The sequence below is a fragment of the Paraburkholderia sp. DD10 genome, assembly GCF_049177125.1.
GTDB classification, from domain to species: domain Bacteria; phylum Pseudomonadota; class Gammaproteobacteria; order Burkholderiales; family Burkholderiaceae; genus Paraburkholderia; species Paraburkholderia terricola.
In genome coordinates this window covers 1,578,446-1,596,049 of record NZ_CP185392.1, presented here as the reverse complement: position 1 = coordinate 1,596,049, position 17,604 = coordinate 1,578,446, and the positions used below count along the sequence as shown (strand labels likewise).

Genomic DNA, 17,604 nt, shown 5'->3' with positions numbered 1-17,604 from the left:
CGTTCACCGCTCCGTTGCCTTGCCCGCGACGCCCGGCGCGTCGGCCGCTTCATCGGGGCGATACGTCGGCGGCGCACTGCCCGCGTGGATCATCCCTTCATGCACGGCCTTCAGTTCCGCGGCGCGGCCCGCATCGCCCGCCTCGTTGCAGCACGCGATCAGAGCGATGATCGCCCGCTCGCGAAACGCGCTGTCCGCACAGGCGTTGGCCAGTTGATAGACCTCGTTCCATGCGGCGATCACCTGGTCGGCGGGCGTCTCAACGAGCGGCAGCGCCTCTGCGATGACCGCATGCAGACGCATCTCGTCGCGCCGGCGCGGCGTCGCGCTCGCCGTCAACTGGGCAAGCACGGCGCGCGCGCGCCGCAGATGTTCGTGCACGAGCGAGAGCAGGCGCCACAGCGGCGCGGAGCATTCGAGCAGCGTGACCGCGAGTTCGAAACGCCCGGCCTTCACCGCCCACGCGAGCGCGGCGCGCAGATCGTCGAGATCGCTGAGATCGAGCACGTCGATCGTCTTGTGCTCGCCGCGCTTGCGGTGCGCCGCGATGCGTATCGGCAAGCCGCCCGCATGAGCGAGCGCCGCGCGATCGAATTCGCCGCTGTCGGTGAGCATGTCGCGCGCGAGTTCGCGGATCGGCCGGCGCATCTGCAGCATCCATTGCCCGTCGCTGTCGATCTCCTCGATCAGGCCGGCTTCGACAAGCTGGTCGAGACGGCGGTCGGCCAGCGCCTCGCCGCGCACGCCGCCGCCTTCGCTGGCGGACATCGGCGGCTCGCAGGCCGTCAGCAGGCCGATCGCCGCGCAACGCGGAAACTCGCCCGCGAACAGGCTGAGCAGCAGGAAGTGCTTGCGCGCGAAAGGGTCGAGCCGCGCGATATGCAGATCGAGCGCCACCGGCACCGGCGCCGAGAGGGACCGCGGCACGCCCGGCGCGTCGATGCGCGCGTCGATCAAGCTGGCAAGGCGGCGTGCGTAGCCGGTCATCGCGGTATCGAGCGTCTCGCCCGCGTTCATGCTGTCGTCGATCGACGCGGCGGCGAGTTCGAGCGCGAGCGGCACGCCGTCCAACTGCTGCGCGATGCGAACGGCGGCATCGATCACGTCCTGGCTGATCTCGCCGGCATCGAGTGCGGCGAGAAGGGCCGCGCTTCCGGTCCAACGCGCAAGCGCGCGCGGTTTTTCGCGCAGCCGCGCCCGCCGCGCGAACAGCGTGCCGAGCCGTGCGAACAGCAGCCGCAGCGCGTCGTACTCCGCGGCGAGCGCGGTGCTGACCTGCGTGTCGTCAGGCGTGCGCAACGGGTAGAGCGTCACCACTTCTTCGCCGTCGAGACCGAGCGGCGCGGCGGCGGTGACGATCGCGCGCATCTCGGGCGCCTCCGCGAGCAAGGCGGCGATCATGCGGGCCGCGGGCTCGCCGTCCGTCTCCCCGCAATCGACGACGAACAGCACGCGCCGCGTGCGCACGCCGTCCAGCAGACGCGCGAAGGAAGCGCGCGCGAGCGGCGGCGCAAGGTTCAGCGCGAGCGCGAAGGCGTCCGCGAAACCCTCACGCGGCGTTTGCGCCGCGAGCGACACCGGCACCACGCCGTCGGGGAATTGCGCGGCAAGCCGGCGAGCGGCCTCGTGCGCAATGCGCGACTTGCCGGTTCCAGTCGCGCCGACCAGAGTGATGACGCGCGCGATCGAAGCGAGGCCGAGCACTTCCGACAACTCCGCATGGCGGCCGATAAACGGCGTGAGATGCAGCGGCGTGCGCAAGCGCATCGTGCGCGGCGACGTCTGCGCGGTGCGCGGCGGAATGTGAATGGGCGGTTCGGTCGGCGGCTGCAACGCCGGGCCGGTGGCCTCCGATGGCCGGGGCGCGCTGCCCGTGTGGACTTCGGCGGCGAAGCGATAGCCGAAGCCCGGCACGGTGACGATCAGGTCGCGATCGTCGCCGAGCGCGCGTCGCAGCGTGGAAATCTGCGCCTGAACCGTGTTCGCGTCGACCGCCAGATCGGGCCAGCCCCGGCGGCACAGTTCGGCTCGCGCCACCGGCCGGCCGCCGGCCTCCACGAGCGCCAGCAGCAATTCGAGCGCGCGCGCGCCGAGTTCGACCGGCGAGTCGTCGGCGACGAGACGCGGCGGATTCTGCGTGAGCGTGTAGCGACTGAACGCAATGACCATTTCACCCGGTCGTGGTGACGACATCCTGAATCTCCAGCGAATCCGGCGAGCCGGTTTTCCCGGCATGCCGGCATGCAGCGGTTGCGCGCGGTCGGGTGCCGCGGTTGGGTGCGCCTGGGTGTGCCTGGGTGTGCCTGGGTGCCAAGCGAAAGGTTACACGGAACAGGCCCGCTCCGCGCAGGGTCGCCGCATGCGTCGCGGAGGGGCCATTCGGTTCGACATGCCCCGGAAATCTCAACAGTTCTCAAATCCGCCGAAAAGCTCAGATTTATTGAAGATGTTCTTTCGCATACGCGGATAGATTGAGCGGTGCGAACGATGGCGACATTCCCAACCATCGTGTTCGCCAAGAGCGTGCGTGCCGGCGGCGGTGACAGCCGTGCGCGTGTCAACGAGGAGTAGCGCAATGTTCCTGACGCTTTATTTTCCACTCGCGGCGTCGTTGTCCGTGCAAGATTTACCGGACGGTTTCATCAACAAGGTTCGTGAAGGCAATGTCCAGGCGGCGGGCGCGCAGGCGGCCCGCTGGTCGGATCTCGCGCGCAACGGCGCGGGCGCCGCCGCGGGCTCGCCCGGACTGCTGCAGCTTCATGCCGACATGCAGATGACCCTCGGTATTTGTGACGAAGCCGAAGAACAGTATCGGCGCGCGCAGAAGGCGATCCGCTCGCCGCGCCAGGCAATCCGCGCGGCGTCGTGCCGCAATGCCGGCTGGCAGGCGCTGTTTCGCCATCGGCTTGCCACGGCGTTGTCATGCTTTGCACGCTTGATCGACGAGCCCGATGTCGAGGTGTCGCGGCAGCTCGAAGCCCGCCTCGCGATTACCGGCACGTTGCACGAACTCGGCCGCTCGCGCGACGCCACCGATGCGCTCGACGAACTCGCCGCCGCGGCATCCGAACACGGCTCGGATAGCTGGCGCGACATCGTCGCCACCTTGCGCTTCGACGTCGCCGTGCAGCGCGAACTGCGCGGCGCGGCGCAACTGAACGATCACGTATACTGGCAATCGGGGCTCGGCGGGCAGGGGCTGCGCAGTGTCGGCGCGGTCGGCACGGTCGGCACGGCAAGCGACGAAGCCGATCTGCACGAAGTGGGCGCATTGAGCGTTCGCACCCCGCTGCTCTGCGAGCGGATCGGTTATCTGCGCCAGTTGCGCGCGCTCGCGAGCGGCGAGCGCGGCGCGATGGATCGCATCACCGCGCATCTGAACTGGGCGCAGCAGCATGGCCTCGGCGACTATTTGCGCACGACGCGGCTCGAAGTCGTGCTCGCCGCGCTAGCGTGCGACGCGCCGCAGCTCGCGGAGTCGCTGCTCGAGCCGCTGCATCGCACCGACCATGCGGCATCGACCGGACACCGTCAGCTCGAGTATCTGTATTGCGTCGCCAAGACGCATCAGGCGCTCGGCCGCAGCCGTGAAGGGATGGTCTTCTTCGGACGCTACGCCCTGATCGCCACCCAGTGTCTGCGCGACGACTCGCAGGTGCTGACCTCGTACAGCGGGCGGGCCGCGCGCCAGGCGCCGCAACTCGACGACGTCGCGGCGCGCTTGCCCGCACGTTATCGGCGCGCGTATCGCTATTTGCAGGAAAATCTCGACCGGCGCGACCTGTCGGTGCGCGAGGTGGCGGCCGAGGTCGGCGTGACCGAACGTGCGTTGCAAAGCGCGTTCAAGCATTCACTCGGACTGTCGCCCTCGGAGCTGATCCGTCGGCTGCGCATGGAGCGGATTCGCGCCGATCTGCTGGACGACTCGTTCTCCGGCGATCGCACCGTGTTGCTGACGGCGAACAAGTGGGGCGTGCAGAACCGCTCGACGCTGGTGAGCGGATATCGCAAGCAGTTTCACGAAGTGCCTTCGGAGACGCTGGAGCGATAGCGTGCCGGCGCGGGCGGACGCCGCATCCGGTTGCGATGCCGGTGTCCGCTTCTGTGGCGCGCATGGGCGGTTCGGAGCGCGATGCGCGCCGGTGCTAGGCGCGCGGCAGGTTCTTTTCGGCGAACTCGCGCAAGTCCTCGATATCGGCGGGGCTTTCGATGCCGAAGGCCCGCGCGGCCTGTTCCAGTGAATGACCCTGGCGCATCATGAAGTACGCGTCGGCAAGTTGCCTCGGCGTCGCCGGTGCAGGTTCGCGGCCGTGCTGCGCCTCGTGCAGACGCTGCTTCTGGAGTTGCGCGGTGAACCGATCGTGATACATATCCGCAGCCTCGCGGTACGGGTCCACGCTTGAAGCCTCCTCCGGGGATGCTTGCGATTCACGCGCCGCCTGCCGTCCCTGGGGCAGGCCGGCAAGCGGGCCCGATACCTGCCGCGCGTGCGGATCGATCCTCCTCAAGGGCTGCGTTCTTTCATCGGAGCCTTCGAAATCAGGCTGAGCCGGCGCTTCTCCGCCGCCGACCGGCGGCAACTTGTCTGAACTCATCGAGGCAATCCCCGGCTGGTTGTATCAACCCGGCATGGCGGGACACACGCGCGTCCGCTGTCCGCCATCACGCGGACAGCACGTACTGAAGATCCGCGAGGCGGCTCGACATCTGCGGATCGCCGGGACGTTCGAACGTATTGCAGAACACGACGGTCGCGTCCTGCGCGGTCTGCGTCTGCTTGACCGCGTCGATCGCGCCCGATTGCGAGGTTTCGAGTTCATGCTTGAGGAAACCGTAGTTCGCCTGTTCGCTGGATGGGTCCAGCTTATGTTGCGAGCAGTAGTCGAGGTAATCCTGCTTGCGCGAGCCGGTCCATTGCGCGACGCCATAGCCGGATTGCAGGTTGGAATTGGGTGCGCCGACCGCGCCGCCCTGATTGATGCCGGTGTTCATGCCGCCGCTTTCGTGCCACAGGTTGGCGACGATTCCCGCCGCCTGATTTCTCGTCAGGCCGAAGTCCCGTTGCAGGTTCGTCATGAAATGCTCCGCCGTCTCTTTGCCCTCGGCCGTGCTCGCGGGCGTCCCCTGGCCCGAGCCGTCGCCGGCCGGAACCGCGCCCGAGTACGAGGCGGGTGAGGCCGACGAGGTGGACGCGTAGCTCGCCCGCGCGGGCGCCGCGGAAAAGGAGGGCATCGACGGCATCTGGAATGACGGGCCGTTACTGTTGTCGAACAGCCCCGAAAGGATCTGCTGGATCTGCAGAAGGATGCTCTGATCGTTCTCGCTGCTCGCGCCGGGACCGCCGGTTCCAAGCTGATGCAGAAGTTCGTCTACGCGCTGTAACTGGGCGGATTCGATCATGGTTGTCTCGCGCGGTTAGGTCCGTGGGAATTCGTTTGCACGCAGAGCGGCCAGTCTGACGTTCGATATGCGCAACGCACGCCGCCACGCCCATTCTCACAGCCGCGTTGCGCTTGGCCTCGGCGTTTCGGAAGTTGAAGCCGGCGGCGCGAAACGACGCGCGGAGGCGCATCTCCGATGACGCTTCGCCGTCTTCGAGCGCGCCTCGCGCCGTCAGCGCGTTGCCGGAAAGTTCGATGGGGCGGACGCGCTCCGCCCGAGCGGTTGCGCCGACAGAACCGTGCTTTCCTCCAGGATTTGCCACTGATAGCCCCACGGCAGAGGCCCCGAGGTCTTTTGCGAATGCTCCCTCTGCTGCGCCAGCACTTCGGGCGCCTCCCAGTTTCCTTCGTCCATCAGGAGCTGGCCGATGTTGTCGCCGATTTCGCCCACTTCCTGCTCGTCACCGGTGCTCGCGGCGATATGGGCCGCGAGCGTTTGAAGTTCTTCGAGCCGCTTCGTGGCCTGCGGTTTCATGTACTGCCGCACGACCATTTCCTGCTGCCCACGCGCCGCACGCGCCGACGCGAGCATGTCGGGCGATGTTTCCGTCAGACCGGCGGGCGGCGCCGGCGTCGATGCGCCGTCGCGGTTCGCCAGCCACTCGCGGCAGGTCTCGATGTCCGTGGTCCATTGCCGTGTCGGCGTGGAGCCGCTGACGTCCGGCGCGGGAATATGGATGCTGCCGTTCTTCAGCATGATCACGTTCGTCGTGCGTTTGCTGTTGAGGGCCGTGAACATCGCTCCGTGCCCGCCCGCCAGATTCACGCCCGCGACCGTCGGCAAGACGACCGACGGCGGCGGATAAGCCAGTCCGGCCGGCACCTTGGTGACATGCTCGTATGCGCCGTCGACCAGTGTCGTGCCGGCCGAATTGACGTGAACCTCGCCGCCGTGCATGACCGAGCGATGTCGCTGCACGGCGCCCGCGAGCCACGGACCGAACTGGATCGAGGCCAACGGCAACGTCAGTTGCGGCAGGTGAAGGAAGGGCATGGTGGCGCCGGCGAGCGCCGTGTGCTGCTTGACGTCGGTCGGCGCACTGGTGTGACCTTCGTCGTATCGAACCGAGACGGAAGGGTGCTTCGCAGCCGCCTTCACCCATCGATTCCAGAGTCCTTGCGTCGCGCCGGTGCGGGTATCCGACAATCCGTCGAAGAGTCCGGCGGCGATCTCCTTGCATTTGTCGAGTCCATCGGGCGCCTTGACCTCGATGCGGATGACCGGCCCTCTGAAGGTTTGATTGACTTCATGCGTGCCCCATTCGCGGATCAGCCATGCAAAGGCGATCGGAATGTTCGACATCAGGACCACGCCGCGCTGGCGAATGCGCGTGTCGCGTTCGAACGTGCCGGCGTGGATTTCGAGGCAAGCGCCGTCGGGCCCCTCGCTGCCGTTCATCGCGATGCGTCCGCCCCGGCCCCTGGTATGGGCGCGCGTCGGCAAGGCCATGACGGCGGGAATCGCATGGCTGATCACGCCCGTCAGCGCGAGTGCCCCGCTGAACCAGAGCGTGGTGTTGAAGCCTTTGACTCTTGACGATCTGACATCGATGCTCGCTCCTTCTTCCACGATAGTCACGAGTTCCTTGAGTCCCGCGATGCGAGGCGCGACGCCGTGGTCGATGTCGCTCAGCAGGTTCAGGCGATTTTCCAGCGCGGAACCTTCGAAGCCGGGCTGCGCATCCGTTGCCCATTCCCGCAGCATGGCGAGGTCGAGTTGCTGCAATCGTGCGGAGAAGTCGGCCCAGGTGGCATCCTTCGCCAGTTCCTTTTCCTTCACGCCGAGCAGGCGCGCCGTTTGTTCCCTGATCTTGCGCCGCGCGAGCGTGCCGATCGGCATCTCGTCGCGCCATCCCTTGCGGGCAATGCGATCGCCCATCACCATCAGCGTGGCCAGGCGGGCTGCATCTTGCACCCGCGTTTCAGGCTGTTCTGCAAGCGCGGCGCTGCCGACCGGCGCATTGGCGGGCGTGCCGCCATGCGGCTCCGTCACGAGCGGTTCGAGGTCGGTGCAGACGTTGCCGACGATGTTCAAGACGAGCAGTTTGAGGATCTGCGGCTCGTCGAGCGCGGACAGATCGTCCGACGAGCGCATGCGTTTCAGGAACGACCCGCGATGGCCGCTCGCGCCCACGATCCGGTTAAAGCGCGTGGACGTTTCCGTGACATGGTCGGGGTCGATCGTGCCGCCTCGCAGGAACACGATCGCCTCGCACTGGCTCAGTGTCGGGTCCGGCGAGACGGCGCCGAGCAGCGCGTCCGCCGCGATCCGGTGATATCTGAACACGTTCGCCGGAATGCCCGTGAGTGCGGCTAGTTGCTCCGGCGCGCTTGCCTGGCCGGCGATGTGGCGGGCAAGTCCGATGGATTCGTCGAGCGTGGCGGGCCTCGGCAGGCCCAGTCCGTCGACGTAGTTCCTGAGCAGATGGTCGCTCGCCCGGAACGCTAGACGTGCGTCCGCGCGCGCCGTTTCAGTTTCGAGTCGGGCGAAGTGGCCGGCGGGACTCATCGCCGCCAACATGTCCGGCTTTTCGAGCAGCAGTTGCCAGCCCTGGTCGGACTGGCTGAGCGCGCACTGGGTCGCCAGCATGTCGGCGCCCAATTGCCCGCCGGTGGGCGCGGTGTCGCCTCTCCACGCGTTGACGACCGCCAGCGCGCGGGACGCATCGCCGCCGGTCGCTTGCCTGAGCACATAGGCGAGGGTCATCGCATTGCCGTAGCGCGATGCGCTGCCGCCCTTGAATTGCATCAGGCGCTGCGCTAACAGCGTCGTCTCGTTCGATTCCGCTTCCGACGTGTTGGGGAACAGCGAAACGATCTTATTGCGTGCGCGCTGCGCGTCGTGGAGCGCGCCGCCTTCCGCAAAGTCGCCATCGGCGCACGGATCGCCACCGAATTCCGCCTCGACGAGCGGTGCGATGGTGCTGCGAAAATTCGTCCGGTTCGTCCGATCGGCGTGCCTGGTGCTTGCCGCGGTGTGTCGGCCCTCGCTGCGGAGGAACTCGAGCGCGCTCGATGTCTCGGCTCGCGCGAGCGGCCTGCCCACGGGAGCATGCGTGGGTTCGTGCCGCGTGCCACCGGCGCTCTGCGCGTCGAATGGTTGCGGGTGCCCGAGCAGGCGGCCGATCAGTCGCATAGTGTCCTCCCCTGGTTGCTGTTCGCGCTCCCGCGCGGCGCGCGGACTCGGCCAGCGTGACCGAAGGTAGCCGGTTGCGAGAAACGCGGAAGGCCGGTCGCGAAGCGTCGTGCGAGCAGGCGAACGGACGCGGGGAGGGGGGCCGCGACAGGGGCAGCGGCGGTGTTTCGCTCGCGAAGAAGCCGGTCCTCGCGGGAAAGCAAGCGTTGCAGCACTCATTGCTCGCCTACCGTGTTCGGTTCGGGTATCAGTTCTTCTATGAACCGGCATGCAAACGGATCCGCCACTTCCGCCGACGCCATGTCCTTGTAACAGTGCATGGTTGCGCTCAAGGACGCGGTCACGAGCGGGTCTTGCGAAACCAGCCACCGGTTGTTCCCGGGTGCGGGCGACGTGCGCTGCTTATAGACGCCGGGATTGGCATCAGGTCGCCTTTCCTCATAGCGCGGATTGAGTTGAAATGGGGGCGTTTGTTCCGAACGGTAGACTCTCACCGCCTGGATCTGGCTTCCCTCTATCTTGTTGACTGCCACCCACTCGGACTGCTTCCGTGCATCGGGAATGCCGGCCTCGTAACCTATCGCCACCAACGATCGTTCCATGTTGTAAAAGTTTTCTGTTGGACGGATCTTGTAGACGTAAATCGGAGGCCCATGCCGAGTGATCAATCGGCGCGCATAATTGCCGGCGTACTCCGGGTCCGAACTCGTCGAAATGAAATTACTATTGGCATCTCTCTGTGTGCAACTTGTTCCTCTCGCGTGATCTCGAAGGTTGTCGTTCTGGCCGAAAGCGGTAAAGCCATTCTTGAAAATAGCATCCGGTTCACGTGTGTCGACCCTGAACATCCAGTTGGGGCCTGCATTGACAACGGTCAATCTGGTTTTCTCCATTTCAATATCCTCGTAAAGTTGAGATGCCGTGCGTCACTCAAGCGCTCACGCGGCTCATGACGTCGCGCCAGAAAGCCTCCCGACGACGCTGCAAACCACGCGACACGTTGCGCGGAAGGAAGGCCGCACCGAGATTGGGCTGGTCGATTGCGCCGATATAAAAGATCTCCCGAAGTATTACCGGAACGAACTCGGTGTCAACGCTGAAGCCGAAGATAATGCACCCGAGATCGAAGTCGTAAAACCTGCTCCTCGTCCACATGTTCAGGGTGCTCAGCATGCGTCCCGGCACGCTGACCTCTTTCACTCCTGTACTGCTTCTATACCAAAGCTGTAGCTCGCTGCCGTCATCGAGTACGAGTGAAACGCCGCTCGGAATACTGTCACCTGTCACGCGGGCCTTTGCGACATTGAATCTTTTACTGTCAGCGGGGGGCGGAATCGTTATCGTCTTCTTCTCAACGCCGCCCTTTTCATACGAAATGATTCCATAGCGATCAATGCGGCGCCCGTCCGCCCGTCGCTCAGGTCCTTTCCCGGTTGGATACTGAACGTCGACGACGCGTGGGGTGAAATTGAAATACTCTATATAGATGCTTGAGAACGACTTGAGAGGGCGCGAGTATTGTGGGGCAACGCCATTGCTCGAAAGAGACGCGCACACTGGGTCCCAGTCGTCGGCCGTGCCGTAGGCCGCACTGTATACGTCCTTGAATGGGATATCCGGCACTTTGTGCGGGTACCCGACAGGGTCGAGATAGGTCAGGAGAGTGCGGAAGTCGTCCACGAGCAATGTCTCTTTCAGATGGAACGGCTGATAATGATCATGGAGGGCCGTTTGATGACCGCCCGGCCCCGGGGGCGCAGTCTTGTCGTAGCGGGATTTTTCATCAGCGCTCACTTGGTCCAGGTACTTCGTGTACGAGGCGAGACGGTCGCCGGATTGCCTGACGATGTCGTCATAGGTGGCACGTGACCACCCCCAGTTCTTTCCGTTCAACACGCAGTCGCGCAGAAGCATCATATGCATCGTTGAGAACATCCCGAATAGAGGAGCCAGCACCCATTCGTAATCGGGGTTCCGGAATTCCGCCGCCGCGGCGACAAACTCCGTATTGCTTGCCAGGAACTGGCTCCGGATCGCCTCGTTGTCTCGCGTTGCAATTGCCCGCAAATAGAGCTTCGTCACTCCGCCTAATCCGTTGAGCCTCGCCCTCAGCAAGCTGAATACCGCATCGTCGATCTTCCGGTCCACCAGTTCCTCTACCTGTTTGCGTACCTGCGGCCAGACGTCCTCCTTGTCGGACGGCCAGAGCAATTTAACAGCGGCTGAGACAAGCCAGCCGACCTCCGGAATCTGGGCGAGTCCGACGGTTAAAACCGTTTTGAACATCTGGAGCGGGTCGTAGTACGGCGCGGCCACATCGCTCCTGGACGGGTTAGCCGAAGCGGCCAGAACGAATGATGGGGCGCCGAGCGCGATACCAGCGGCCGGGATAGCACGGATCATGGTGCGCCGTGTAGTCATCTTTGCTTCTCCTTTAAAAAAGCCATCACGATCGACTCGCTCTCCACTTTCACCGGCGGACAAGCTGCGCGATGCAATCGCTTCATATCGCTCTGGGAGCAAGGTCGCCTTAGTTCATCCGCGCGATGCGGCACAGTGAAACTCGTGCGTAAAAGGTGCAAGTCAAGGTGCAAGTCGTGTTGAGATTCAAATTAGCAGCGCAACTTGCGATGCGGTCCCGACGCTGTGCGTAATCCGTCCGTTTGGGTAGTGGTCTGCGTCAAAAGACGTACAGGTGTCCCGCGCGCGTTGTCCTCGGTGAACATAGTCCAGTCAGTCACCACTTGTTCACGTTCTTGCACACCATATAAAAAGATCTTTCTCCGTGTAGGAGATGTGGGTGCATTCATTTCCGCGCCTTATTCAAGGGAACCTGCTCAATGGAATTGAGACGCGATTCGAGCGCAATGCGCTTCCTCTCGCATGTCGCCGCGTGCTTATAGAACAGTCGATTTCTGTACGTACGGGCTTTAATTTCGGCAGTTCCATATTCAAATGTTCAGGTTCCCGGATAGCTATTCGGCTGCACGGTGTACCATTTTTCTTTGCCCAAATGTCATGGCTGTATTCCGTGACCGGGGCACATAAGATTCGCGAATTTGATGAGTTTGGAATGAAGAAGAAACGGGAGGAGTTCAGGGCGCGCCTGCGTCGGGTGCGAAACGAATTGCATGATTCGCAGAAGGCATTCGCGATCAAGGGCGGCGTGACAGAAAAGACTCAGTCGAACTATGAGAAGGGTGCTCGCGAGCCCGGTCTGCTCTACCTGTTGAAGCTTGCCGCGGAAGGCGTGAACGTAGGGTACCTGCTGACGGGGCAAGAATTCGAACAACAACTTGCCCCGGCGGAGCAGGAACTGCTGCGCGAACTGAGGAAAATAAATCCTCAAGATCGGGACGAATTCATCATCGCGCTTTGCGTGCTTGTGAAGAAATTGCCTCGCTCGACGTAGCACGAACCGTGGTGCCGGTCGTCGTGCCGGTTGTCGTGCTGTTTCACCGCCGATTGCCGCACTGCCTTACAGTAACCTGCGCAAGACATGTCCGAGATTGACCGCACTAAGCCGGGAAACAGTAAATGATCGCTCATCCGCTTCTCGGTGTTTCTTCATGCCCTGCGGCAGGCATCGACAAAACTGTGCAACGGCACCCCGCCGGTTAGGGGCCACCAAGGTGAGTGACACGAGCGATCGTATCGTGTGACTGGGTGCTCACCGCTAACGTTTAAGGTAAAGATTTAGCGAAAGCTGTTCATATGTGCCAGTGTGGCGCCCGAAGATCGACCATAAGCCGGGACTGTTTCGGCAATGCCTTCAACGCAACCGGCAGCCCGGACATAGCGTGAGAGGTTAATCCGCATAAATGCCGGATGAATATTCCCGGCTGGAGCAGGTAACTAGCCGGCGCTGGGGAATGGGCAACCGCGGCGTATCGATCACATCGAAATATAAAGCGCCACCTTTTTTGGAAAGCCATTATTCTTTTGCTGTATCGATCGTTGCCATTCGCTCGGGCACGGTTCTGTAATTCCCAATGTCAGTGCGTCAGTCCGAAAACGTCCGTTTGCGAATGTCCGGCATAAAACAGGTTCACTCAGGGGGGGCGCTGTAATGAATCGTTTAAAACGACGCAAACAAGAACTCACACAGTATTTTGTGGACCCCGATATCGGGCGGCACCGAATCAGGCAATTCACGTCGTATTCGGTGATAGGCGCGATGCTGGCGGGTTTGGCTTTATCCGCCAATGAAGTTCGTGCGCAAAGCAGCGTGCAGCTTTATGGCATCGTGGACGACGCGCTCACCTATACGACCAACGTTCGGGGCGGCCACGCGTGGGCGCAGTTCAGCGGCGTCGGTCGCAATGACCGCTGGGGTTTTCGCGGCACGGAGGACCTCGGCGGCGGATACCGCGCGATCTTCCGGCTCGAAAACGGTTTCGGCATCAACAACGGCACGCTGGGTCAGGGCGGACTGGAATTCGGCCGGCAAGCGTTCGTCGGTCTCGCCAGCGACCGGCTGGGCACGATTTCGCTGGGCCGTCAGTACGATTTCATGACGACGAACCTGTCGTCGTTTTCCGCCGGCTCGACGATTCCCAGCGTTTTTGCGTTCCATCTCGGCGATTACGACAGGCTGGGCGGCGAGCGCATCAACAATTCGGTCAAGTACGTGACGCCGACCCTGGCCGGCCTGCAATTCGGCGCGCTGTATGCGTTCGGCGGCCAGGCGGGGGACTTCGCGCGCAACAGCGCGATGGGTTTCGGCGCCGGGTACACGCAAGGCCCGCTGCGCCTCGCGGCCGCCTACACCGCCATTCGCAATTACCAGGCGGTCTTTGGCATCGGCACGCCGGTACTCGGCACGCCCTTATCCGGCTCGGGGGCATTGGGCACCCTGGCGAGGCCGGTGGTCTTCGACAAACTCGTCGTGGCGGGCGCGGCGGCGGGCTATCAGCTCGGCCCCGTGCTGATGCAAGGCGTGTTCACGCTGGTGGACTTCCAGAACAACGGTCGATCCAGCGTCCTGCGCACCGCGGAAGGCAACACCCAGTACAAGGTCAGCCCCGCCTTTTTCGTGGCCGCCAGTTATGCGTATTCGAAGCTCGATAACGACCATTGGAATCAGATCGGGCTCGGCGCGGATTATTTCCTGTCCACTCGCACCGACGTGTATCTCAACGCCGTCTATTTGCGTGCCAGTTCCGGTGTGACGGCCGAAATGTTTTTGCTGTCTCCTTCGAGCAGCAATACCCAGATGATCGTATCGCTCGGCCTGCGACATTCGTTTTAGCGCGATATCGGAATGTATTACCGCTGCTTGATCGGGGCGATGCCGAAATGGATGAGGTATTTTTCGCGTGATATATGAATAAGGGTTCGTGATAACTAGCCAAAAAACGGCTTTCGTCTAAGCTACGTAGACTTGAACCGGAATGACTCAAGTGAGCTTTCCAAGCTATTCGGTCGAATTTACCAATATGGCCGAATTAGACCAGCATTGTTTTAATCCGCAATAACGGGCGCGCTTGCGCTATTCAATGCCAACTGCACGATTGGCGTGCGTTAATTGACCGGGCGGTAATGAATCAATAGCGGCGAGCCTGTCGGACGGGTTCGTGTCGTGTGTGCGGGTTACTCCGGGGGGCGGATGTGCGCGAGACGTGGGGGCGATTGCTACGCCCGGCTCATCGTGGTTACGCAATCGGCCTGGCCGTCGCCATGCTGCTGCTAGGGCTCGCGGTAACGGCCGTGGTGCATACGGTCAGCGCGGACCTGATCCAGAGCGAGGCGAGACTTCGTTTCGACAACGACACCCGCGATGTCGAACAGCGTATCGACACGCGTATCCGGCTGTATTCCGACGTACTGGTGACGATGCAGGCGCTGTTCAGTGCGGGCGACGATGTATCGCGCAGCGAGTTTCGCGACTTCGTGAACGGCCTGAACCTGCCGGAGCGTTACCCCGGTTTTCAGACGCTGAACTATGCGCCGTATATCCGCGGCGCGGACGTGGAGCAGTTCGTCGCCACGCAGCGCAGCGACCCGGTTCTGCAAAAAGCCGGCATCGACTTCGCGATTCGACCGCCCGGCGCGCGTCCCGCTTATTTCGTGCTGTCCTATGTCGAACCGCTGGAACCGAATGTGCCGTCGCTCGGCATCGATCTCGGTGTGCCGTCCCGGCGACTGGCTGCGCTCGAACGATCGCGCGACACAGGGCAACCGGTCAGCAGCGGGCGCCTGATTCTCGCCGAGGGCAACAATCCGCATATCGGCATCGCATTGCGCCTGCCGGTCTACCGCAAGGGCATGCCGCACGATGCCGTGGGTGCGCGGCGTCGCGCGTATATCGGCTCGGTCGGCGCGGGCATCCGTGTCAAGGACCTGATGGCGGGTCTGCTCAGCGAGGAAACACTGCGCGTGATCCGCTTTCGCATCTACGACGCCGGCGCGTTCGATACGCCGGCGGTGCCGCCGTCGCCCTCCACGATGCTGTTCGACAGCGTCGCGGGCATCGGCGACATGGCGCGCGACGCGGTCAGGCGTAACCCGACATCCGGTGCGGGCGTGTCCGCGGCGCACCCGTCGTTGTCGTCCGGCGATGAATTCGGCACGTCGGCGCACGACGCGCGGCACTTCACGAGAAGTCTCGTGCAACCGTTCGGCGGCCGGCGCTGGCTGATCGAGTTCGCCGCCGATCCGGCAACGCTGAGCGGCTCGCAACGCCGTCTGCCGATGTTCGCGACGGTCGCCGGCGTGGTCATCAGTGTGTTGCTGGGCGGGCTGGGGTATGCGCTGTCGAGTTCGCGCGTGCGCGCCGTCAAATTGGCCGAACGGATCACGCATACGCTGCGGGACAGCGAAATCGCGCGTGCCGAGGCGCAGCGCATTGCGCACCTGGGTGACTGGCGCATCAGTTCCGATGGTGAGACGGTCCGCCTGTCGAACGAGATGGCCCGCCTCATCGGCGCGCGCAGCGGCACGCTGCCGCTGGCGGCGCTGATGAACGTGATCGAACGGGAGGATCGCGCGGCGTTGGTGGCGCACGGCAAGAGAACGCTTCGCGCGGGCACGCCGTTCCAGTTCGAATGCCGTTACCGGTCCGCGCGCGGTCGAAGAGGCTGGCTGCATCTGATCGGCCACGCATATGGACCGCCGGAGCAGCGAGCGCTGCGCGGCACCGCGCTGGAAATCACGCAGCGCAAGTCGGCGGAGCGCGCGCAGCAGCAGGAGCATGCGATCACGCTGCAACTCGCGACCGCGACGAGCGAGTTCGATGTTTTCCGGCAACTGGTGGACGTGCTGGCGGACGGCATGGGTTGGGACGCGGGCGCGTTCTGGCCCACGGAACCCGGTCAGCGGCAATCGCTTTACGCCATTTACCGCGCGCGGGTACCCGAACTCGAGGCCTGGTTGCTGTCGCGCTCGAACAGCGCATCGGCGGCGGCCGCGGAGGTTTCCCCGGAGCCTTGCTGGAGCGCCGGAAAGAGCGCCGTGGCACGGCTCGCGCACGCCGAATGGCTCAGCGCGGCGGGCATTACCACGGTGTTCGCCTTTCCGCTGCGTGCCGGTTCCACGACGCTCGGCATGGCGGAATTCTACGCACGGGACAGGCGTCAGACAGAGCCCCAGGCGCTGGCGATGGCGCGCTCCATCGCGATCCAGGCGAGTCACTTTCTGTTGCGGCGGCAAGCCGAGGAGAATCTGCGCTTCATCGCGAATCACGATGCGCTGACCGGTCTGCCGAATCGGCTGATGTTCAGGGACCGGCTGGAAGAAGCGCTCCTGACCGCGCACATCGAGAACACCGCGCTCCATGTTCTGTTCATCGATCTGGATCAGTTCAAGGACGTCAACGACTCGCTCGGGCACAACGCCGGCGACCAGTTGCTGCGCGCGGTGGCCGACCGGCTGCGCCAGCAGGTCGCGCAGACCGGAATGATCGCCCGTCTGGGCGGCGACGAATTCATCGTGCTCGTCGCGGGGCAAGGGGACGCGCAGGACGACGTGAAGTGGTCGGTCGAGGCGATCCAGGGCGCGCTTTCCGAACCGTTCGTCGTGAGCGGAAGGCAAATGCAGGTTACCGCCAGTATCGGCATCAGTTCTTTCCCCGGCGACGGCGACGATGCCCAGACCTTGCTCAAGCATGCCGATATCGCCATGTACGGCGCCAAGCAACGGGGCAAGAACACGTATCAGCTCTACGTCAGTGAGATGAGCGCGACCTTGCAGCGTCGCATCGACATGGAGTCGCATTTGCGGCACGCGGTCGACAACGACGAGTTCGTTCTGTACTACCAGCCGCGCGTGTCGCTGCAATCGGATCGCTGTACCGGGGTCGAGGCGCTGATCCGCTGGCGTCACCCGACACTCGGACTGGTGATGCCATTGGATTTCATTCCGCTAGCCGAGGAAACCGGGGCGATCGTGCAGATCGGCGCGTGGGTGCTGCGCGAGGCGTGCCGGCAGAACGCCGAATGGCTCGATCGTGGGCTGGGACCGCTGCGCGTGTCCGTCAATCTGTCGGCGCGGCAATTCGCCGACCCGCATCTGCACCACGACATCGTCGACGCGCTCGCGCAGGCGCAGTTGCCCGGCGACATGCTGGAACTGGAACTGACCGAGAGCATGGTCATGCGCCATCCCGAACAGGCGGCCGCGTGGCTCGCGAGCTTGAAGCGGACCGGCGTGCGTCTGTCGATCGACGATTTCGGCACCGGCTATTCGTCGCTCGCGTATCTGAACCACTTCCCGATCGACCTGATCAAGATCGATCGTTCGTTCATTCGCGACGTGCCCGACAGTGAGAGCGACGCGCAGATCGCCAGCGCCGTCATTGCGCTCGGTCACAGCCTCGGCCTGGAGGTGGTCGCCGAAGGCGCCGAAACTCAGGCGCACATCGATTTTCTGCGTAATGAAGGCTGCGATGAAGTCCAGGGGTACTTCTACAGCCAACCTCTTCCTGCCGGCGACATGACGTCGTTTCTGCGTCGCCGGCCGGAGCGCGGTCTTGCCGAAGAGCAGAGCCCGCAAGTCGTGCGTGCGTGAGGCTGACACCTCGGGCGCGCC

General features: G+C 63.7%; 10 protein-coding genes. 4 read left to right on the top strand and 6 right to left on the bottom strand.

Annotated elements, in window-relative coordinates:
• Positions 1 to 3: 3 nt before the first annotated feature.
• Positions 4 to 2,193 (bottom strand): ATP-binding protein, encoded by a 2,190-nt coding sequence (locus ACOCG7_RS07290; protein WP_421377451.1) that lies wholly within the window; start codon positions 2,191 to 2,193, stop codon positions 4 to 6.
• A 382-nt stretch (positions 2,194 to 2,575) separates the two neighbouring features.
• Between ACOCG7_RS07290 and ACOCG7_RS07285 the strand changes: the two genes are divergently transcribed.
• Complete coding sequence (locus ACOCG7_RS07285) at positions 2,576 to 4,051, top strand: helix-turn-helix transcriptional regulator (RefSeq protein WP_421377449.1); 1,476 nt, start codon at positions 2,576 to 2,578, stop codon at positions 4,049 to 4,051.
• A 94-nt stretch (positions 4,052 to 4,145) separates the two neighbouring features.
• On the opposite strand, the gene ACOCG7_RS07280 is transcribed toward ACOCG7_RS07285, so the two are convergent.
• The 5 genes from ACOCG7_RS07280 to ACOCG7_RS07260 form a co-directional block, all read right to left on the bottom strand.
• Positions 4,146 to 4,595: a hypothetical protein gene (locus tag ACOCG7_RS07280; RefSeq protein WP_421377447.1), complete on the bottom strand. Its 450-nt coding sequence runs from the start codon at positions 4,593 to 4,595 to the stop codon at positions 4,146 to 4,148.
• Between the two features lie 67 nt (positions 4,596 to 4,662).
• A complete protein-coding gene (locus tag ACOCG7_RS07275) occupies positions 4,663 to 5,400 on the bottom strand; it encodes a phage tail tip lysozyme (protein WP_421377445.1) in 738 nt (245 codons plus the stop codon).
• Positions 5,401 to 5,613: 213 nt separating this feature from the next.
• A complete protein-coding gene (locus ACOCG7_RS07270; protein WP_421377443.1) occupies positions 5,614 to 8,577 on the bottom strand; it encodes a hypothetical protein in 2,964 nt (987 codons plus the stop codon).
• Positions 8,578 to 8,792: 215 nt separating this feature from the next.
• Complete coding sequence (locus ACOCG7_RS07265; RefSeq protein ID WP_421377441.1) at positions 8,793 to 9,470, bottom strand: enterotoxin A family protein; 678 nt, start codon at positions 9,468 to 9,470, stop codon at positions 8,793 to 8,795.
• A 37-nt stretch (positions 9,471 to 9,507) separates the two neighbouring features.
• Complete coding sequence (locus tag ACOCG7_RS07260) at positions 9,508 to 10,998, bottom strand: insecticidal delta-endotoxin Cry8Ea1 family protein (RefSeq protein ID WP_073428319.1); 1,491 nt, start codon at positions 10,996 to 10,998, stop codon at positions 9,508 to 9,510.
• Positions 10,999 to 11,377: 379 nt separating this feature from the next.
• Between ACOCG7_RS07260 and ACOCG7_RS07255 the strand changes: the two genes are divergently transcribed.
• The 3 genes from ACOCG7_RS07255 to ACOCG7_RS07245 all read left to right on the top strand — a co-directional run bounded on the left by ACOCG7_RS07255 (position 11,378) and on the right by ACOCG7_RS07245 (position 17,583).
• A complete protein-coding gene (locus ACOCG7_RS07255; RefSeq protein WP_421377439.1) occupies positions 11,378 to 11,989 on the top strand; it encodes a helix-turn-helix domain-containing protein in 612 nt (203 codons plus the stop codon).
• Positions 11,990 to 12,691: 702 nt separating this feature from the next.
• The gene (locus ACOCG7_RS07250) at positions 12,692 to 13,828 is read left to right on the top strand and encodes a porin (protein WP_310133165.1); all 1,137 of its coding nucleotides are present in this window, start codon (positions 12,692 to 12,694) and stop codon (positions 13,826 to 13,828) included.
• A 428-nt stretch (positions 13,829 to 14,256) separates the two neighbouring features.
• On the top strand, positions 14,257 to 17,583 hold the full coding sequence (locus tag ACOCG7_RS07245) for a bifunctional diguanylate cyclase/phosphodiesterase (RefSeq protein ID WP_421377436.1): 3,327 nt from the start codon (positions 14,257 to 14,259) through the stop codon (positions 17,581 to 17,583).
• Positions 17,584 to 17,604 lie beyond the last annotated feature (21 nt).